Source organism: Ramlibacter sp. (assembly GCA_019635435.1).
Taxonomy (GTDB): Bacteria; Pseudomonadota; Gammaproteobacteria; order Burkholderiales; family Burkholderiaceae_C; genus JAHBZM01.
Genome location: JAHBZM010000001.1, coordinates 1,198,421 through 1,217,138 on the forward strand (window position 1 = coordinate 1,198,421; position 18,718 = coordinate 1,217,138).

Genomic DNA, 18,718 nt, shown 5'->3' on the forward strand with positions numbered 1-18,718 from the left:
CCGCGCCGTCAGCGGGCCGCGAGCAGGGCCTGCGCCACTTCCATGAACCCCCGGCCGCGCTCGCCCTGTGTGATGTAGCGCGGCTTGTGCGCCAGCTGCGCCTCAAAGCGCCGGATGTTGGCCACCCCCACGCTGTGGGGAAAGTGCTCGAACATCAGCTGGTCGTTGGTGGAGTCGCCCACATACACCCATTGATCGAGCTCGGCGTCCAGGTCGCGCGCGAACAGCGCTTGCACGATCCAGCGCGCGCCCGCGAGCTTGTTGTGGGCCCCGTACCAGCCGTTGATGTGGATGCTGCTCACCGTGGCATTCATGCCTTCGTCCTGCATGATCCGCACCACCTGCTCGATGCGCTCGGGCGGCAGGTGGCTGAACTCGCTGTGGTCGATGGCGATGTCGGTCTCACGGCCCGGCGAGTCCTCAGACAGTCTCGCGCCCGGCACCTCGCGCAGCACGCGCTGCGCCGCCTGCTGCATGCGCGCGAACTGCGCGGCCCGTGTGGCAGCGTCCTGTTGATATCTTTTTGATAGCAGGCCGTGGCCGCCCAGCCTGGACTCCAGACCCTTTTCGTCCGGAATCAGGGCCACGGCACCGTTCTCGGCCACGATGGCGTCCACCGGCCACTGCCGGGCAAACGGTTCGCTCCAGCCCACAGGGCGGCCCGTGATGGGGATCACGTGCAGGCCGGCCGCTTTCAACTGGCCCAGCGCCTGGATCACCTCGGGCGGCACCGCGCCCTCGGTGGTCAGGGTGTCATCGATGTCGGTCAGCACGCCGGTAACGCGGCGGCGCTGGGCTTCGGGCCAATCGACCAGAGGCGTCATGGCAGCAGCTTGCCGGGACGGTGGCGCTGGATATCCAGGACCAGCCCCTGCGGCGTGCCCGCCGTGGCCGCGCGCGGGGACAGGGCCTGCGCCGTGCTCGGGCTGCATGCGCCGGTGTCAGCATGGCGCAGCGCAATGCCCAGCAGGCCCTCGGCCGGATCCCCCAGGGCATGGCCCAGGTCGTCGGCTGCCGGGCAGGTGGCGGCAAAGCCGGTGCTGTAGTCGCCGAAGTCCCGGGCATTGAAGCCCTGGAACTCGATCGGGAAATAGGCCAGGCTGCAGTTGTCGGCACGCGTGAACCCGTAGGGCTTGCCGCAGGTGGTGGCACCGACCAGCACCACCTCCACGTTGACGCCGCGCAGGCCATTGATCACCGACTCGCTGGCCGAACAGGTGCCGCCCGTGGTCAGCACATAGACCCGCGGCAGTCCCAGGCGCGGCAGTGCCGTGCCCACGGGGTACTGGGGCTCGCCGTACTGGACCGTGCCCGCGAACCGGGTGACGTTGGCCTGCGAGGCCTCGGTGCGCTTGCTGTTGAACTGCAGCCGCTCGAACACCTGGCCGTCGCTGGCCGGGCTGGCGAGCATCGAGGCCAGCGACAGCGCCACATACAGGTAGCCGCCGCCGTTGTAGCGCAGGTCCAGCACGAGGTCGTCCACGCGGCCGGCGTTCAGCGCCGACAGGGCCGCCACCAGCCTGTCCTGCGCGCCCGCGGTGTGGGCGTTGAACAGCACATAGCCCACGCGCCGGCCCTGGGGGCTGAGCACGGTGCTGGTCAGCGGCACCGGGTTTTCCTGCAGGGGGGCCGCCGTGAGCGCGATCAGGCGCAGCGGCAGGCCCGGCGCATCCCGGTAGTTGAACGTGATCATGGCGCCCGCGGTGTTCGGGTACCAGCTGTTCTGGCTGGCCGACACCACCGAGCCCAGCTCGCCGCCGCGCGCCAGCCCGGCCAGATCGGCCGGCGAGCCCGCCGCGACCTTGGCGACACGCGTGCGGCCTTGCGCGTCGATGACCCAGTCGACGCCATAACCCAGGCTGGCGCCGGAGGTGAGGCTGTCAGCATTGGTGCGGGTCAGCACGTAGCTGAAGCGGTCCTTGGGCAGGCCGTGGGTGTCGGGCGTGGTGACCAGCAGCTGGTAGAAATAGCCGGCGGCGGTGTAGGGCGTGGCGTCAACCGCGCCGATCTCGTCGGTCCAGAGGTAGGCCTCGTTGAGGTAGGAGCGCACGAACTGCTTCTCGGACGCCGCGGTGCAGATGCCCGCCACCGTCTCGGAGGGAATGTCGGGCGAAAGAATGCCCGAGCCGTTGCCGCCTGCCGCGCCAGTGGCCGAGCCGCTGGAACTGCCCGGGTTGCAGACCTGCGCGCTGCCCAGGCAGATGCCCGGGTTGCCGCCGCCACCGCCGCAGCTGGCCAGCAGCAGCGCCGTGAGCGCCGCCGCCAGGCGGGTCCGGAGCGAAACCCGTTTTCTCCTCTGCATGTCTTTCCCTTCCCTGTCGCCGTGCGCGGCGCGGGCAAATCTTAGCCCGCGTTGTGCAGCGCCAGGCCCGCGTGCTCGCGCAGCGGGTGGAAATGGATTTTGGGAAAGCGCTCCTGCGCCAGCCGCACGTCGTAGGGGCTGGTGCACAGGTAGGCCAGCGTGTCGGCCGCGTCACGCGCCAGCCGCTGGGGGTAGGCGTCGGTGAAGGCGCGCAGCTCGGCCGGGGTGTCGGCGGTGATCCATCGCGCGCCGGTGTACTGGCAGCCTTCCAGCCGGATGTCGGCGTCGTACTCGGCCTTGAGGCGGTGCTGCACCACTTCAAACTGCAGCTGCCCCACCGCGCCCAGCAGCATGGCGCCGCCCATCTCGGGGCGGAACACCTGGATCGCGCCTTCCTCGCCCAGCTGCGCCAGGCCCTGCTGCAGCTGCTTGGTGCGCAGCGGGTTCTTGAGCAGCACGGTCATGAACAGCTCGGGCGCAAAGAAGGGCAGGCCGGTGAACTGCAGGCTGGCGCCGTCGGTGATGGTGTCGCCCAGCTGCACGCCGCCATGGGTGGTGAAGCCGATGATGTCGCCGGCATAGGCCTCGTCCACTGCCTCGCGGCGCTGGCTCAGGAAGGTGACCACGCTGGTGGGCCGCAGCTCCTTGGCGGTGCGCTGCACGCGCAGCTTCATGCCGGGCGTGTACTTGCCCGAGGCCATGCGCACAAAGGCAATGCGGTCGCGGTGGTTGGCGTCCATGTTGGCCTGCACCTTGAACACCACGCCGGCAAAGTCCTTGTCCTCGGGCTGGATTTCCTTGATGACCGGCTGGCGGTTGACCAGCGTGGTGCTGGTGCGCGGCTGCGGCGAGGGCGCCAGGTCGACCAGCGCGTCCAGCACTTCCATCACGCCGAAGTTGTTGACGCCCGAGCCAAAGAACACCGGCGTCTGCTTGCCCGCCAGAAACGCGGCATGGTCCCAGGCCGGGGACGCACCCGTGGCCAGCTCCATGCTCTCCATGGCGGCCTCGAAATCGGCGCCAAAGCGCTTGAGCAGCACGTCGCGCTCGCCCAACGCAATGGTTTCAAAGTCCTGGGGCAGCCGCTCGCTGCCCGACTCGAACACCGTCATGGCCTGGGTGCGCAGGTTCATGATGCCGCGAAAGCCCTTGCCCTGGCCCACGGGCCAGGTCATGGGCACGCAGGGCATGCCCAGTTCGCGCTCCACCTCGTCCAGGATGTCCAGCGGCTCGCGGACCTCGCGGTCCATCTTGTTGACGAAGGTGATGATGGGCGTGTCGCGCTGGCGGCAGACCTCGATCAGCCGGCGGGTCTGCGCTTCCACGCCGTTGGCCGCATCAATCACCATCAGCGCCGAGTCCACGGCGGTCAGCACGCGGTAGGTGTCCTCGGAAAAGTCCTTGTGGCCCGGCGTGTCGAGCAGGTTGATCACATGCTCGCGGTACAGCATCTGCATGACCGAGCTGGCCACCGAGATGCCGCGCTGCTTTTCAATCTCCATCCAGTCCGAGGTGGCGTGGCGCGAGGCCTTGCGGGCCTTGACCGAGCCCGCGATCTGGATCGCGCCCGAGAACAGCAGCAGCTTTTCAGTGAGCGTGGTCTTGCCCGCGTCGGGGTGGGAAATGATGGCAAAGGTACGGCGGCGCCGGGTTTCTGAGGCGAAAGACACACTGACTCCGGGGGATGGGCGGGCGGCGCGGGGCGCGCAGGACAGCCCGTGATTATAATTTGGGCATCCGAGGAGCGTTGCAGCGCCCCATCTTCCAGATGCGGGGCGTGAGGCTCGGAAATCATCCCGCAACGACGCTCACCCACTGTTCTGTGTGGTGAGGCTTTTTTCCAAGCTCCGATTCCCCCAGAGAGTGGTTTCATTCAATTGATTTTGGAGAAAAACCATGAACGCCCGCATTTCACCCGCCGTCCTGTCTGACTGCGCCATCACCGACATCGGCCTGGCCGACTGGGGCCGCAAGGAAATCCGCATCGCCGAAACCGAGATGCCCGGCCTGATGGCGATCCGCGAGGAATTCGCCAAGGCCCAGCCGCTCAAAGGCGCGCGCATCACCGGCTCGCTGCACATGACCATCCAGACCGCCGTGCTGATCGAGACGCTGCAGGCCCTGGGCGCTCAGGTGCGCTGGGCCTCGTGCAACATCTTCTCCACGCAGGACCACGCCGCTGCCGCCATTGCCGCGGCCGGCACCCCGGTGTTTGCGATCAAGGGCGAGTCGCTCAAGGACTACTGGGACTACACCCACAGCATTTTTGACTTCGGCCCCAAGGATTCCAAGGGCGAAGGCCCCAACATGATCCTGGACGATGGCGGCGACGCCACGCTGCTGATGCACCTGGGCAAGCGCGCCGAAAAGGACCTGTCCGTGCTGGCCAAGCCCACCAGCGAGGAAGAGCGCATCCTGTACGCCGCCATCAAGGCCAAGCTGGCCGTGGACGCCACCTGGTACAGCCGCAAGTCGGCCGAGATCATTGGCGTGACCGAGGAAACCACCACCGGCGTGCACCGCCTGAATGAAATGAGCGCCAAGGGCACGCTGCTGTTCCGCGCCATCAACGTCAACGACTCGGTGACCAAGAGCAAGTTCGACAACCTGTACGGCTGCCGCGAATCGCTGGTGGACGGCATCAAGCGCGCCACCGACGTGATGATCGCGGGCAAGGTGGCCTGCGTGGCCGGCTACGGCGACGTGGGCAAGGGCTCGGCCCAGGCCCTGCGCGCGCTCAGCGCCCAGGTGTGGGTGACCGAGATCGACCCGATCAACGCCCTGCAGGCCGCCATGGAAGGCTACAAGGTCGTGACCATGGAATACGCCGCCGACAAGGCCGACATCTTCGTCACCACCACGGGCAACCGCGACGTGATCCGCCACGAGCACATGGCGGCCATGAAGGACCAGGCCATCGTCTGCAACATCGGCCACTTTGACAACGAGATCGACGTGGCGTCGATCGAGAAGTACGAGTGGGAAGAGATCAAGCCCCAGGTGGACCACATCAAGTTCCCCGACGGCAAGAAGATCATCCTGCTGGCCAAGGGCCGCCTGGTGAACCTGGGCTGCGGCACGGGCCACCCCAGCTTCGTGATGTCGTCGTCGTTCGCCAACCAGACCATCGCGCAGATCGAGCTGTTCACCAAGCCCGACGCCTACGAGGCCGGCAAGGTCTACGTGCTGCCCAAGCACCTGGACGAGAAGGTGGCGCGCCTGCACCTGAAGAAGGTGGGCGCCATGCTGACCGAGCTGACCGACGACCAGGCCGCCTACATTGGCGTGAGCAAGAACGGCCCCTACAAGGCCGACACCTACAGGTACTGACCCACCGCCGAAGCGCCTGCGGCGCCTCCCCCTCGAGGGGGCGACACCCGCGGCCCGGCCAGGCCGGCTGCGCGGTGTTCCGCGATGGGTGCAAGGTGGCGGTTCGCAAACATATGCGTGTTGATCAACTTCTGGTCGAGCGGGGCCTGGCCAGCTCGCGCGCGCAGGCCCAGCGCCTGATCGGCGCGGGCGTGCGCTGGCGTGACGGCGGCGAATGGAAAACCGTGGGCAAGAACCGCGACGAGGTGCCTGCCGGCGCCGAGCTGCAGCTGCTCGACGAGGCCGAGGCGCGCTACGTCTCGCGTGGCGGCCTCAAGCTTGAAGGCGGGCTCAAAAGCAGCGGGCTGGACGTGACCGGCAAGCATTGCCTGGACGTGGGCCAGTCCACCGGTGGCTTCACCGACTGCCTGCTGCAGCGGGGCGCCGCCCATGTGGTGGGCGTGGATGTGGGCCAGGGCCAGGTGCACCCCCAGGTGCGTGACGACGAGCGCGTGACCTGCATTGAAAAGCTCAATGCACGCGACATGACTGCTACCGATTTGATAGCTGAAAGTGGCCGTGGAGACTGGACTCGCAGCACTTTTGACCTGATTGTTGGGGATTTGTCGTTCATTTCGCAGACCCTGGTGCTGCCCGCGCTGGTGCCCCTGCTGGAAGACGGCGGCGCCATCCTCATGCTGGTCAAGCCGCAGTTCGAGCTGCAGCCGGGCCAGGTGGGCAAGGGCGGCATCGTGCGCGACGAGGCGCTGTACGCGGTGGTGGAGCAGCGCATCCGCGAGTGCCATGCGTCGCTGGGGCTGACGGTGCGCGGCTGGTATGACAGCGCCATCACCGGGGGCGATGGCAACCGGGAATTTTTTGTGTACGCAACCAGAAACTGAATGGAAGGGATCCGAGAAATGAGCGACGCCGGGCCGCCCCAAGGCGCGAAGGCCCCCCCGGGGGGCAGCGCAGCACACGCAGTGGCAAGCGTGGGGGCCACATGGCCCATTAGCCTGGAATTTTTCCCGACCAAGACGCCTGAAGGCGCGGTCAAGCTGCGCGCGGCGCGCCAGCAGCTGTATGCGCTCAAGCCCGAGTTCTGCTCGGTGACGTTTGGCGCCGGTGGCTCGACGCAGGATGGCACCCTGCAGGCCGTGACCGAAATCATGGCCGAGGGCTGCGCGGCGGCGCCGCACCTGAGCTGCATTGGCCAGTCTCATGAAAGCATCCGCGAGAGGCTCGCGGCCTACGCGGCCGCCGGCATTCGCCGCATCGTGGCGCTGCGCGGCGACCTGCCCAGCGGCTATGGCATGGGCGGCGAGTTCCGTTATGCGAGCGACCTGGTGGCCTTCATCCGCGCCGAGACGGGCGAGCGCTTCCACATCGAGGTGGCGGCCTACCCTGAAATCCACCCGCAGGCCAAATCGCCGCTGTCCGACCTGGATGCCTTCGCGGCCAAGGTCAAGGCCGGCGCCAACTCGGGCATCACGCAGTACTTCTTCAATGCCGATGCCTATTTCCGCTATGTGGATGACCTGCGCCGCCTCGGCGTCGAGGTGCCGGTGGTGCCGGGCATCATGCCCATCACCAGTTCCACCCAGCTGCTGCGCTTTTCCGACGCCTGCGGCGCCGAGATTCCGCGCTGGATCCGCATGCGGCTGCAGGCCTTTGGCGACGACACCGCGTCGATCAAGGCCTTTGGCCTGGACGTGGTGACCGACCTGTGCGACCAGTTGCGCAACGCGGGCGCCCCGGGCATCCACTTCTACACCATGAACCAGGCCGGCGCCACGCTGGCGATCTGCGAGCGCCTGGGCCTCTGAGGCCGCGGCGGGGCCGGCGCAGCCCCTAAAATCCGCGTCAGCATAGGAGAGTGGGATGGCGATTCGTCAATGGATTCGGGGGGCGTTGGCCCTGGGGCTGGCCTTGGTGCTGCCCGCTGTGGCGCTGGCCCAGTCGTCGTATATCTGCAAGGACAACACCGGGCGGGCCTACCGCTCCAGCGAGCCCTGCAAGCCGGGCCTGGTCTATTACGGGCCGGTGCCGGAGCAGCCGGTCCACCGCTCCTACGTGCCACGCATTTCAGAGGCGCCGGAGTATGTGTCGCTGATGGGCCCGCGCTGTTCGTCGCTGCACGATGCGCTGCGCACGGCGCACGCGCGGGGCCTCACCAGTGAAACGGTGGAGGGCATGCGCAAGGAATACAACCAGGAATGCCACGACGACGAGCGCCAGGCGATGCAGGAGCTGAGCCGGCGGCGCAAGGAGAAGCGGCAGGAGACCGACCAGGCCAACGCGGTGGCCAAGCGCGAGGCCAACTGGAGCAAGTCCCAGCAGGAGATGTGCGGTGAACTCAAGCGCGTGCTCAAGGTCAAGCGGGCGCGCACCGACCTGAACGAAGGCGAGCAGCGCGACCTGGAACGCTCCACCGAGGCCTACCAGCGCCGCTGCGGCTGACCGGGGCGGCAGGCAGCGCGGGATTCAGCTCAGCCTGCGCTCTCGGGAGGCTGTGGCGCCGGCCGCTGGCTCACCAGCCAGATGCCCGGCAGGATCAGCGCGGCACCCACGGCGTGGTGCCAGCCCACCGGTTCACCCAGGAACAGCCAGGCCATGGCTGCGCCATACAGCGGCCCCAGATACAGCTGCGACGAGGCCCGCGCCACGCCCAGCTGGCGCTGCACAAACGAATAGCACCAGTACGCCGCGGCGCCCGGCGCCACGCCCGCCAGCAGCATCAGGCCCAGGGCATGGGCACCCACCGGGGGCGTGCCGGGCTGCACCAGTTCCCACAGCGTGAAGGGCGCCAGCACCACCAGCCCGCCCGCGGCCACGGCGCTCAGGTGCGCCGCCGGCCCCAGGGGCGTGGGCCAGCGCCGCTGCAGCAGCACAAAGCCTGACCACGACGCCGTGGCCGCCACCACCCACAGATCGCCGGGCACCCATTGCACGGCGCCCAGCGCCCCCCAGTGGCCGCGGATGACGACGTTGACTACGCCCGCCAGCGCCAGCGCCGCGCCCAGCCATTGCCGCGGCCTGAACCGCTCATGCAGCCACAGCACCGAGGCCAGCGCGATCATCACGGGCGACACGGAGTAGATCAGCGACAGGTTGGTGGCCGTGGTGGTGCGCGCGGCGATGTAGACCCAGGCGCCGCAGATCCACATGCCCAGGGCACCCAGCACCAGGAAGCGCCGCCATTGCGCGAGCAGCAGCGCGCGATGCCGCAGCAGCTCGGGGGCGGTAAAGGCCCCCAGCAGCGCCGCGGCGATGGCCCAGCGGCCGAAGGCCAGCGTGTGCGGCGCCACGATCCCGGGCGACCAGCGCGCCACCAGGTAATTGACGCACCACAGGGCGGGGGTGACGAAAATCAGCGCATAGGCCAGCCGCTGGGCGGCCGGGTGGTCAGCGCTCGTCATAGCTGACCACCACGCGGGTGGTCAGCGGACGCGACTGGCAGGTCAGCACAAAGCCTTTTTCGATTTCCCATGGCTCGAGTGTAAAGTTCTTGTCCATCTGGACTTGACCCTCAAGCACCCGGGCGCGGCAGGTGCAGCACACGCCGCCCTTGCAGGAATAAGGCAGGTCCAGCCCGGCGTCCAGCGCCACGTCCAGCACATGGTCGTCGGCGCCCATGGCCAGGTGGTGGGTTTTGCCGTCCATCACCACATCCAGCACATGTTTGGAGTCGTTTGGGGCTGTAGTCCTTGCCGGGCGGCCACTTTCAGCTACAGATTTTGTAGCAACCGTGCCTGCCGCAAAAAAGCGTTCGCAATGCACGCGCTCGCGCGGCAGGCCGGCGGCCAGCAGCGCGCGCTCCGTGGTGTCGATCATGCCCTCGGGCCCGCAGATGAAGACCTCGTCCATGGCCGTCACGGGCAGCACGCTGCCCAGCAGCTCGTGGACCTTGGCTTCGTCGAGCCGGCCATTGAGCAGGGCCACTTCCTGGGGCTGGCGCGACAGCAGGTGGATCAGGCTCAGGCGCGCGGGGTACTGGTCCTTCAGGTCCTGCAGCGCCTCGTTGAACATGATGGTGTTGACGCGCTGGTTGCTGTAGACCAGCGTGAAGCGCGAGGCGGGCTCGGCCGCCAGCGTGCTGGCGATGATGGACAGCACGGGCGTGATGCCCGAGCCCGCGGCAAAGGCCACGCGGTGCATCGCGCCCGCGTGGCGCGGCGTGAAGCGGCCGTCGGGCGGCATCACGTCCAGCGTGTCACCGGCGCGCAGGTGGGCCACGGCCCAGCGCGAGAACACCCCGCCCTCCACGGGCTTGATGCCCACCTCCAGCTCATGCGACTGCCGGTAGCGCGCGTGCGGGCTGCAGATCGAATAGCTGCGCCGTGTCTCTGCGCCGTCAATGCGGGCGCGCAGGGTCAGGAACTGGCCCGGAGAAAAGTCGAAGGTGTCCCGCAGTTCCGCGGGCACCGAGAAGGTGATGGCCGCGGCACCGGCCGCTTCCGGCGTGACCCGTGTGACCGTGAGCGCATGGAAATGGGGTGTGGACATCAGTAGGGCTTGAAGTAGTCAAACGGTTCGAGGCAGTCCAGGCACTTGTAGAGTGCCTTGCAGGCCGTGGAGCCGAAATGCGAGGTTTCGGTGGTGTTCAGCGACTGACAGTGCGGGCAGGCCACGGCGTCCGGGGCACCGGGTTTCCGGCGCGCGAACTGCAGCACGCTGGCGTTTGGCGCTGCGCTGCCGGCGGCCTGGTGCGGCGGGGCAATGCCAAAGGCCTTGAGCTTGGCGCGGCCGGGCTCGCTGATCCAGTCGGTGGTCCAGGCCGGGGCCAGGCGGGTGACCACCGTGGCATTCAGGTGCCGGGCCGCGAGGGCCGCGCGCACGTCGTCTTCGATCTGCCCCATGGCCGGGCAGCCGCTGTAGGTGGGGGTGATGACCACCTCCAGCGCGCCGTTGTGTTCGTTGACCTCGCGCAGGATGCCCAGCTCGCGGATCGACACCACGGGGATCTCGGGGTCGGGCACGCCTTCCAGCGCGTCCCAGGCGCGCTGGGCCAGCGTCACCACACGGCTCCCGGGTGCTGGCGCGCCAGGCCCTGCATCTCGCCCAGCAGGTAGCTCAGGTGTTCGGAATGCTGGCCCTGCTTGCCGCGCGACAGGTGGCCGCTGCCGGACGGGCGCGTGAGCGTGGCCTCGGCCAGCGCGTCGTTGACCTCGGCGTCCCAGGCTTCGCGCAGGGCGGCGGTCCGCGCGTCGGCGTCGGCCCAGAACTCCTGGGTGTAGGGCATCAGGTGGTTCAGCGCGGCCTGGGTGCGGGCATGGGACTCGTCGGTGCCATCGCCCAGGCGCACCAGCCAGTCGCGCGCATGGCGCAGGTGGTAGCGCACTTCCTTGGACGACTTGGCGGCGATGGCGGCCAGCTGGGCGTCCTCGTGGCTTTGCAGGGCGTCCCACAGCAGCACCATCAGCGTGCTGAACAGGAAGTTGCGCACGATGGTGGTGGCGTAATCGCGGTCGGCCGTGGCCGTGCCGGCCAGCGGGCCGTGGTGGGGCAATTCGAGCAGCGTGTAGTTGCGAAACTCCTGCGGGTCACGCAGGTAGGCCAGTGAGTCTTCGGTGCTGCCATCGCCCTTGAGCGTGGCCACATGCTGGTACAGCAGGCGCGCCTGGCCGATCAAATCCAGGCTGATGTTGGCCAGTGCAATGTCTTCTTCGAGCACCGGGCCGTGGCCGCACCATTCGGCATTGCGCTGGCCCAGCACCAGCGCGTTGTCGGCCAGGTGCAGCAGGTAGTCCAGCGGGGCGTGCTTGGCCTGCCCCATCACATGTGCCCCACTTCGTCGGGGATGTCGTAGAACGTGGGGTGGCGGTAGATCTTGTCGGCCATGGGCTCGAAGAACTCGGCCTTGTCGTCGGGCTCGCTCGCGGTGATGGCGGCCGAGGGCACGACCCACAGGCTCACGCCTTCCTGGCGCCGGGTGTAGACGTCGCGGGCCATCTGCAGCGCCTGCGCCGCGTCCACCGCATGCAGGCTGCCGCAGTGCTTGTGTTCGAGGCCCTGCTTGGACCGTACAAAGACTTCCCACAGGGGCCATTCGTTCTGGGTGGTGCTCATGCGGCCTCCTTCAGCGCGCGCTGTTTTTGCTTGCGCGCATGGGCCAGGGCGGCGTCGCGCACCCACTGGCCGTCGTTGTGGGCCTTGACGCGCGTGGCCAGCCGCTCCGCGTTGCAGGGGCCGTTGCCGTTGACGGTGGCCCAGAACTCGTCCCAGTCGATGGCGCCGTAGTCGTGCTGCTGCCTGGCCTCGTTCCACTTCAGGTCGGGGTCGGGCAGGGTGACGCCCAGGACTTTGGCCTGCGGCACCGTGGCGTCGACAAACTTCTGGCGCAGGTCGTCGTTGCTGATGCGCTTGATGCCCCAGCGCATGCCCTGCGCGCTGTTGGGGCTGTCGGCGTCGGGCGGGCCAAACATGGCCAGCACCGGCCACCACCAGCGGTTCACCGCGTCCTGCACCATGGCGCGCTGGGCGGGGGTGCCGGTCATCTGGGCCATCAGGCTCTCAAAGCCCTGGCGCTGGTGAAAGCTTTCTTCCTTGCAGATGCGGATCATGGCGCGGGCGTAGGGCCCGTAGCTGCAGCGGCAGATCGGCACCTGGTTCATGATGGCCGCGCCGTCCACCAGCCAGCCGATCACGCCCACATCGGCCCAGGTCAGCGTGGGGTAGTTGAAGATGGAGCTGTACTTGGCGCGGCCGGTGTGCAGCGCGTCCAGCATCTGGTCGCGGCTGGTGCCCAGGGTTTCGCCCGCGCTGTACAGGTACAGGCCGTGGCCGCCCTCGTCCTGCACCTTGGCCAGCAGGATGGCCTTGCGCTTGAGGCTGGGGGCGCGGCTGATCCAGTTGCCCTCGGGCTGCATGCCGATGATCTCGCTGTGCGCATGCTGGCTGATCTGGCGCACCAGCGTCTTGCGGTAGGCCTCGGGCATCCAGTCCTGCGGCTCGATCTTGCCGTTGGCATCGATCTTCTCGTCAAAGCGTTGCTGAAGCGCCGCGCTGGCCGGGTTGGCGGGCGGTGCGACCGGCTTGAGCGGCGTGTCGCGTGCCGGGTTCGGGAGGTCGAGGGCTTGGGTGTACATGCATGTCTCCTGCAGGCGCTTGTTGGGCGGCGCTGGAACGCAGTATACCAATTAACCGACCGAGCGGTCGGTTAATTTTCAGCGATCCCCATAGGGGACCCAACGGCCGGCCTTTTGCAGCGGCAATGCACCAAAAGCACACGCAACGCGCCGGCTGCTGTTTCTAAAAGTACTCAAATTTCCCCAAAAGAGCCGGCAGGTGGTACGGCATAGCTTTTGCAATCCCGAGCGTCGGGCCTGTGTCCGATAACTCTGGAGAAGAAATGAAAACAAAACTGATTCTGGCCGGCACCCTGGCCGCCTGGGCCGGCATGGCGGCGGCGCAAAGCTCGGTCCAGCTGATGGGGACCGCCGACATCTATGCAGGTTCCAAGCGCATGGCGGGCGACGCCGGCCGGGCCTCGGTGGTCAACAGCGGTGGCATGACGACCTCATGGTTCGGGGTGAAGGGCACGGAAGACCTGGGTGGTGGCCTGCAGGCCAAGTTCGCCCTGACTTCGTTCATCCAGGTGGACTCAGGCAACCAGGGGCGCTTTCCGAATGACCCGTTTTTCTCGCGCGACGCCAATGTGAGCCTGGCGGGCAGCTTTGGCACGGTCACGCTGGGCCGCGGCCTGGCGCCCAACTTCCTGCCCACGGTGATCTTCAACCCGTTTGGCGATTCGTTCACCTTCGCACCGCTGGTGCTGCACGCCAACGTGCCGCTGTTCAACGGCACGGGCTGGGCCGCCACCACCCCGTCAGACACGGGCTGGGCCAACGAGATCATTTACAGCACGCCCAACTTCTCAGGCCTGTCAGCCAACGTGCATTACCAGTTTGGCGAAGTGGCGGGCGACTCCGGCCCCAAGAACGTCGGCCTGAATGTGCTCTATTTCAATGGCCCGTTTGCCGCCACGGCCTTCTACGAGCGCGACCAGATCACCAACCCGGCCGCCTCGGCGCCGTTTGCCACGGGTGACAAGAAGACCGACTGGATGCTGGGCGCCTCGTATGACGCCAAGGTGGTCAAGGGCTTCCTGACCTACGGCAAGGCAAAGTCCGACAAGCTGGTGCCCCAGGCCAAAACGGTGTCCCTCGGCGCCTCGGTGCCGGTGGGTCTGGGCAAGGTCCTGGTGGGGGCTGCCCGGACCAAGGTCGAGCCGGGCAACACGCGCAGCACGTTCTCGCTGGGCTACGACTACAACCTGTCCAAGAGCACCGACGTGTACGCCATGTACATGCGCGACAGGATCACCACCTTCAGCAGCGGCACCAGCTTTGGCGCCGGCATCCGCAAGCGCTTCTGATCAGCCGCCGCTGTCCAGCCCGAAGGCGGCGTGGCGGTCCTGCCCGAGCAGCGCCACCATCTGGGGCAGGGCCGGCTGCAGCGCGGCCTTCAGGGTGTGGGGCGGATTGATGACGAACATGCCGCTGGCCGGCAGGCCGGGGCGTTTGTCTTCCCCCGCCGCGTCCGTGGTGATCTTGCTGGACTTGACCGTCAGGGTGGCATGGAGCCAGCTCTTGCCGGCCTTGTTGGCCAGCGTCTTGAGCTTGCGCGGCAGGTCGTGGGCCTCGGGGCGCGGGATGATGGGGTACCACACGGCATAGGTGCCGGTGGCAAAGCGCTTGAGCGCGTCGGCCACCATGGCGGCGGTGCGCGCGTAATCGGTCTTGATCTCGTAGCTCGGGTCGCACAGCAGCAGGGCCCGGCGGGCCGGCGGCGGCAGGAACTTCTTGACGCCCTCAAAGCCGTCTTCCGCGAACACCGCAATCTGCCGCCCGGCCTCCAGCTGCGCGATGTTGCCGTCCAGGGCACGGGCATCGGTCGGGTGCAGCTCAAACAGCTTGAGCCGGTCATGGGGCCGCAGCACGTGGTGGGCCACAAAGGGGGAGCCCGGGTACACCCGGGCCTTGCCCCTGGCGTTGAAGCTGGCCACCACGGCGGCGTAATCCGCCAGCGCGGGCGCTAGGTCGGTCGCCCCGGCAAGCTTCAGGAAACCGTCAGACGCCTCGCCGCTGGTCTGGGCGTAGTCGCCGTCAAGCCGGTACAGGCCAGCGCCGGCGTGACTGTCCAGCACGGTCAGGGCCGCGTCCTTTTCGGTCAGGTGGCGCAGCATGGCCACCAGCACGGTGTGCTTGAGCACGTCGGCATGGTTGCCGGCGTGGAAGGCGTGGCGGTAACTGAACATGGGGGGATGGTAACTCCCCGGGCGGGGTGCCATTGCGCCCAGGTGGCGGTTTTTCGTATAATCGAGGGCTTCGCAGCGCATTTGTGGTTCCGCGGCGAGGGCTTCGCAAGAGGCATGACCACCTAAGAGATTCCCGAAAGAGGAACACCGACCGTGGAAAAGAACCCGCCAAACCAGCTCTTTCAAGAGAAAACTCATGACCAAAACGTTCAGCGCCAAACCCGCTGACGTGACGCACGAGTGGTTTGTGATTGACGCGACCGACAAGGTCCTCGGACGAGTAGCCAGCGAAGTTGCTCTCCGTTTGCGCGGCAAACACAAGGCCATTTACACGCCTCACGTCGATACCGGTGACTTCATCGTCATCATCAACGCAGCCCAGCTGCGCGTCACCGGCGCCAAGCCGCTTGACAAGGTGTACTACCGCCACTCCGGTTACCCGGGCGGTATCACGGCCACCAACTTCCGCGACATGCAAGCCAAGCACCCGGGCCGCGCCCTGGAAAAGGCCGTCAAGGGCATGCTGCCCAAGGGCCCGCTGGGTTACGCGATGATCAAGAAGCTCAAGGTCTACGGTGGTGCCGAGCATCCCCATAGCGCCCAGCAGCCCAAGGTGCTGGACATTCCTGGCATCTCTGTCAACGCCCAACGGGAGGCCGCCAAATGATTGGTGAATGGAACAATGGCACCGGCCGTCGCAAATCCAGCGTCGCCCGCGTGTTTCTGAAAAAGGGCACCGGCAAGATCACGGTGAACGGCAAGGACATCCAGGCCTATTTCGGCCGCGAGACGTCCATCATGATTGCCAAGCAGCCCCTGATGCTGACCAACCATGCCGAGACGTTTGACATCCAGATCAACGTGCATGGCGGTGGTGAGTCCGGCCAGGCCGGCGCTGCACGCCACGGCATCACCCGCGCCCTGATCGACTATGACGCGTCGCTCAAGCCGGCCCTGAGCCAGGCCGGCTTCGTGACCCGCGACGCCCGCGAGGTCGAGCGCAAGAAGGTCGGCCTGCACTCCGCACGCCGCCGCAAGCAGTTCAGCAAGCGCTAAGCTTCTTTCCTGCAGAAACAAAGCCGCACAAGTCCGCTTGCTGCGGCTTTGTTGTTTGCGCCATGTTGTGGCATGGTGTTCGACTTTGCCGGGACTATTCGAACAATGCGTTTTCGCCTGCTTCGCCGCCGCCTCACCATCAGCGCTCCACGCATGGCCGTGCGCAGCGCCATGCCGTGGCCGTTTCGCTGGCTGGTCATGGCCATCGTCCTGGGCTTCTGCGCGGCCGTGGGCCTCTGGGCCTTCGAGTTTGGCAAGAACATTGCCGGTCTGGACACCCATGGCAAGGAGGAGCTGGCCCAGCTGCGCACCGAGGTCGCCCGCCTGCGCGAGGAGCGCGACAAGGTGCAATCGGTGGTCAACACCTCGGGCAGCCTGCTCACGGCCGAGCGCGCCGCCCAGGAGAAGCTGGCCGCCCAGATCCGCGTGCTGGAGGCCGACAACCGCGCCTTGCGTGACGACCTCGGGTTCTTTGAGAAGCTGATTCCCTCCAGCGGCATCGAGGGCATCGCCATTCGCGGCCTGCAGGCCGAAGTGATTGGCGAGCACCAGCTCAAGTGGCAGGTGCTGGTGATGCAGCCCGTGAAGAACGCGCCCCAATTCAATGGCAAGCTCGAAATCAGTTTTTCGGGCACCGATGGCGGCAAGCCCTGGATGATGTCATTGCCCGGCGGGCCCCAGGTGCTGCAGTTCAGCCAGTACCGGCGGATCGAGGGAATTGTCGACTTGCCCCCGCAAGCCGTGGTAAAAAACATGTCCGCCCGCGTGGTGGAAGGCACCGCCACCCGGGCGGTCCAGAGCATCAAACTTTAAAACACTCGTTGAGGAGTCCGCATGTTTGGCAAAAAGGCACAACCGCCGATCAAAAGCCTGATCGCCCAGGGCAGCCGTATCGAAGGCAATCTCAAGTTCACCGACGGCCTGCGGGTTGACGGCGAGATCATGGGCGACATCCGGGCCAACCCCGAAAGCCCGAGCATTCTGGTCATATCCGAGAGTGCCAGCGTGCATGGCGAGATCCATGCCGACCACGTCATCATCAACGGCAGCATTCGCGGCCCGGTCCATGCCCTGGAACTGCTGGAACTCCAGCCCAAGGCCCGGATCGAAGGCGATGTGCACTACAAAGCCGTCGAAATGCACCAGGGCGCGACGATCTCGGGCCAGTTGCACCCGACCCAGGGTTCCGACGAAAAGCCCTTACTGAAACTGGCGGCAAATAACTTCTGACTGAATTCCCGACGGAAACAATGTAGTATTTGAACCGACGAGTCACCCGGAGTACCCCCATGAGCGCAGTTGCCGAAAACATCCAGACCGACATGCCCGCACCGCTGATCTTCACCGACAGCGCCGCAGGCAAGGTGGCGGACCTGATTGCCGAAGAAGGCAATCCTGACCTGAAGCTGCGCGTGTTTGTGCAGGGCGGTGGCTGTTCGGGCTTCCAGTACGGCTTTACCTTCGACGAAATCACCAACGAAGACGATACGGTGATGACCAAGAATGGCGTCTCGCTGCTGATCGACGCCATGAGCTACCAGTACCTGGTGGGCGCCGAGATCGACTACAAGGAAGACCTGCAGGGCGCGCAGTTCGTGATCAAGAACCCCAACGCCACCAGCACCTGTGGCTGTGGTTCGAGCTTCTCGACCTGATCCACGCCAGCGCTGCCCGGCCGTTCAGGCCGGGTAGATCGCTCCCAACACACGGGCGCCCTGGGCGCCCGTGGTGCTTTGCAGGTCCAGTTTTTCGCGCCGCACGGCCTTGCGCGCGAGCCAGGCAAAGGCCGTGGCCTCGACCTGCTGGGGCGGCAGGCCCCGCTCGGCGCTGGACAGCACCGCACGGCCCGGGAGCAGGGTGGCCAGGCGTGCCATCAGGTGGCGGTTGAAAGCCCCGCCGCCACAAACAATGAGTTCACTGGCCTGCGGGCCCTGCCGCCGCAGGGCCTGGGCACAGCTTTGGGCCGTGAGTTCTGCCAGAGTGGCCTGCACGTCCACGGGGCTCAAGGGGCCAAGGCCCTTCATGGCCGCTTCAAGCCAGTCGGGGTTGAACAGGTCGCGCCCCGTGCTCTTGGGCGGAGGCTGTTCGAAGTAGGGGTGGGCCAGCAGGGCCTTCAACAGGCCCGGCAGCACGGCGCCGCTGGCGGCCCAGGCCCCGTCGCGGTCGAACGGCTGGCCGGTGTGGAGCGCGCACCAGGCGTCCATCAGCGCATTGGCCGGACCGCAGTCAAAGCCGCTCAGGCTGCCCGTTGGCCCCAGCAGGGTCAGGTTGGCGATGCCGCCCAGGTTCAGCACGCCCGTGGTCTGGCCGGGCCGCGCCAGCAGCGCCTGGTGGAAAAAGGGGGCGAGCGGCGCGCCCTGGCCACCGGCCGCCACGTCGCGGCTGCGGAAGTCGGCCACCACGTCGATGCCGGTCAATTCGGCCAGCAGCGCCGGGTTGTTCAGCTGGATCGTGTAGCCGGTTGCGTCAAAAGCCTGGGGACGATGCCGCACGGTTTGCCCGTGGGCGCCCATGGCGCTCACGGCTGATGCAGGCAGGCCTTGGGCGTCCAGCAGGTCCTGCACGACCTGGGCATAGACACGAACCAGCGCATTGGCCGCCAGCGCCGCCTGGTGCAGTTCGTCGGGCCCGCTGGCGTTGAGCGCCAGCAGGCGCTCGCGCAGGCCGGGTTCAAATGGCCTGGCAGCATGCGCCAGCACCTGCGGTGTGGGGCCCGAGAAATCCGCCAGCACCCCATCCACCCCGTCCATCGAGGTGCCGGACATCAGGCCGACGAAAAGCTCCGCCATGAC

At 67.0% G+C, this 18,718-nt stretch carries 21 protein-coding genes and 1 riboswitch; of the genes, 10 read left to right on the forward strand and 11 right to left on the reverse strand.

Annotation, left to right across the window (positions count from 1 at the left end):
* Positions 1-8: 8 nt before the first annotated feature.
* From KF796_05675 to KF796_05685, 3 genes are read right to left on the reverse strand one after another with little or no spacing between them, the layout of a single operon-like run.
* Positions 9-824, reverse strand: coding sequence for an HAD-IIB family hydrolase (locus tag KF796_05675; GenBank protein MBX3586111.1), 816 nt, complete (start codon positions 822-824; stop codon positions 9-11).
* The gene (locus KF796_05680) at positions 821-2,302 is read right to left on the reverse strand and encodes a peptidase S41 (GenBank protein ID MBX3586112.1); all 1,482 of its coding nucleotides are present in this window, start codon (positions 2,300-2,302) and stop codon (positions 821-823) included. The genes KF796_05675 and KF796_05680 overlap by 4 nt, the downstream gene beginning before the upstream one ends.
* A gap of 41 nt (positions 2,303-2,343) precedes the next feature.
* Entirely contained in the window at positions 2,344-3,972 is a 1,629-nt protein-coding gene (locus KF796_05685) for a peptide chain release factor 3 (protein ID MBX3586113.1), read from the reverse strand.
* Positions 3,973-4,036: 64 nt separating this feature from the next.
* Positions 4,037-4,119, forward strand: a riboswitch (S-adenosyl-L-homocysteine riboswitch).
* Between the two features lie 79 nt (positions 4,120-4,198).
* Between KF796_05685 and ahcY the strand changes: the two genes are divergently transcribed.
* From ahcY to KF796_05705, 4 genes are all read left to right on the forward strand, one after another.
* Positions 4,199-5,632, forward strand: a complete 1,434-nt coding sequence (ahcY, locus tag KF796_05690; GenBank protein ID MBX3586114.1) for an adenosylhomocysteinase — start codon at positions 4,199-4,201, stop codon at positions 5,630-5,632.
* Positions 5,633-5,745: 113 nt separating this feature from the next.
* Positions 5,746-6,513: a TlyA family RNA methyltransferase gene (locus tag KF796_05695; protein ID MBX3586115.1), complete on the forward strand. Its 768-nt coding sequence runs from the start codon at positions 5,746-5,748 to the stop codon at positions 6,511-6,513.
* 18 nt (positions 6,514-6,531) lie between these two features.
* A complete protein-coding gene (gene metF / locus KF796_05700; GenBank protein ID MBX3586116.1) occupies positions 6,532-7,437 on the forward strand; it encodes a methylenetetrahydrofolate reductase [NAD(P)H] in 906 nt (301 codons plus the stop codon).
* A gap of 55 nt (positions 7,438-7,492) precedes the next feature.
* Entirely contained in the window at positions 7,493-8,071 is a 579-nt protein-coding gene (locus KF796_05705) for a hypothetical protein (GenBank protein ID MBX3586117.1), read from the forward strand.
* 29 nt (positions 8,072-8,100) lie between these two features.
* Here the strand turns inward: KF796_05705 and KF796_05710 are convergent, their stop codons facing one another.
* From KF796_05710 to paaA, 6 genes are read right to left on the reverse strand one after another with little or no spacing between them, the layout of a single operon-like run.
* Complete coding sequence (locus KF796_05710; GenBank protein ID MBX3586118.1) at positions 8,101-9,030, reverse strand: DMT family transporter; 930 nt, start codon at positions 9,028-9,030, stop codon at positions 8,101-8,103.
* Entirely contained in the window at positions 9,017-10,117 is a 1,101-nt protein-coding gene (gene paaK, locus KF796_05715; GenBank protein ID MBX3586119.1) for a phenylacetate-CoA oxygenase/reductase subunit PaaK, read from the reverse strand. The genes KF796_05710 and paaK overlap by 14 nt, the downstream gene beginning before the upstream one ends.
* Positions 10,117-10,632, reverse strand: coding sequence for a phenylacetate-CoA oxygenase subunit PaaJ (gene paaJ / locus KF796_05720; protein ID MBX3586120.1), 516 nt, complete (start codon positions 10,630-10,632; stop codon positions 10,117-10,119). The genes paaK and paaJ overlap by 1 nt, the downstream gene beginning before the upstream one ends.
* The gene (gene paaC / locus KF796_05725; protein MBX3586121.1) at positions 10,626-11,387 is read right to left on the reverse strand and encodes a phenylacetate-CoA oxygenase subunit PaaC; all 762 of its coding nucleotides are present in this window, start codon (positions 11,385-11,387) and stop codon (positions 10,626-10,628) included. Before paaC ends, paaJ begins: the two co-directional genes overlap by 7 nt.
* A complete protein-coding gene (gene paaB / locus KF796_05730; GenBank protein ID MBX3586122.1) occupies positions 11,387-11,680 on the reverse strand; it encodes a 1,2-phenylacetyl-CoA epoxidase subunit B in 294 nt (97 codons plus the stop codon). Before paaB ends, paaC begins: the two co-directional genes overlap by 1 nt.
* Positions 11,677-12,699 (reverse strand): 1,2-phenylacetyl-CoA epoxidase subunit A, encoded by a 1,023-nt coding sequence (gene paaA / locus KF796_05735; protein MBX3586123.1) that lies wholly within the window; start codon positions 12,697-12,699, stop codon positions 11,677-11,679. Before paaA ends, paaB begins: the two co-directional genes overlap by 4 nt.
* 263 nt (positions 12,700-12,962) lie before the next feature.
* Between paaA and KF796_05740 the strand changes: the two genes are divergently transcribed.
* Positions 12,963-13,988, forward strand: coding sequence for a porin (locus tag KF796_05740; protein ID MBX3586124.1), 1,026 nt, complete (start codon positions 12,963-12,965; stop codon positions 13,986-13,988).
* On the opposite strand, the gene KF796_05745 is transcribed toward KF796_05740, so the two are convergent.
* The gene (locus KF796_05745) at positions 13,989-14,870 is read right to left on the reverse strand and encodes a 23S rRNA (adenine(2030)-N(6))-methyltransferase RlmJ (GenBank protein MBX3586125.1); all 882 of its coding nucleotides are present in this window, start codon (positions 14,868-14,870) and stop codon (positions 13,989-13,991) included.
* Between the two features lie 196 nt (positions 14,871-15,066).
* On the opposite strand from KF796_05745, the gene rplM reads away from it, so the two are divergent.
* From rplM to erpA, 5 genes are all read left to right on the forward strand, one after another.
* Positions 15,067-15,537: a 50S ribosomal protein L13 gene (rplM, locus tag KF796_05750; GenBank protein ID MBX3586126.1), complete on the forward strand. Its 471-nt coding sequence runs from the start codon at positions 15,067-15,069 to the stop codon at positions 15,535-15,537.
* Positions 15,534-15,926, forward strand: a complete 393-nt coding sequence (gene rpsI, locus KF796_05755) for a 30S ribosomal protein S9 (GenBank protein ID MBX3586127.1) — start codon at positions 15,534-15,536, stop codon at positions 15,924-15,926. Before rplM ends, rpsI begins: the two co-directional genes overlap by 4 nt.
* A gap of 105 nt (positions 15,927-16,031) precedes the next feature.
* Positions 16,032-16,739, forward strand: a complete 708-nt coding sequence (locus KF796_05760; GenBank protein ID MBX3586128.1) for a hypothetical protein — start codon at positions 16,032-16,034, stop codon at positions 16,737-16,739.
* Between the two features lie 21 nt (positions 16,740-16,760).
* Positions 16,761-17,156, forward strand: a complete 396-nt coding sequence (locus KF796_05765) for a polymer-forming cytoskeletal protein (protein MBX3586129.1) — start codon at positions 16,761-16,763, stop codon at positions 17,154-17,156.
* Positions 17,157-17,215: 59 nt separating this feature from the next.
* Positions 17,216-17,581 (forward strand): iron-sulfur cluster insertion protein ErpA, encoded by a 366-nt coding sequence (gene erpA / locus KF796_05770; GenBank protein ID MBX3586130.1) that lies wholly within the window; start codon positions 17,216-17,218, stop codon positions 17,579-17,581.
* Positions 17,582-17,605: 24 nt separating this feature from the next.
* On the opposite strand, the gene KF796_05775 is transcribed toward erpA, so the two are convergent.
* A complete protein-coding gene (locus KF796_05775) occupies positions 17,606-18,715 on the reverse strand; it encodes an anhydro-N-acetylmuramic acid kinase (protein MBX3586131.1) in 1,110 nt (369 codons plus the stop codon).
* Between the last annotated feature and the right edge of the window lie 3 nt (positions 18,716-18,718).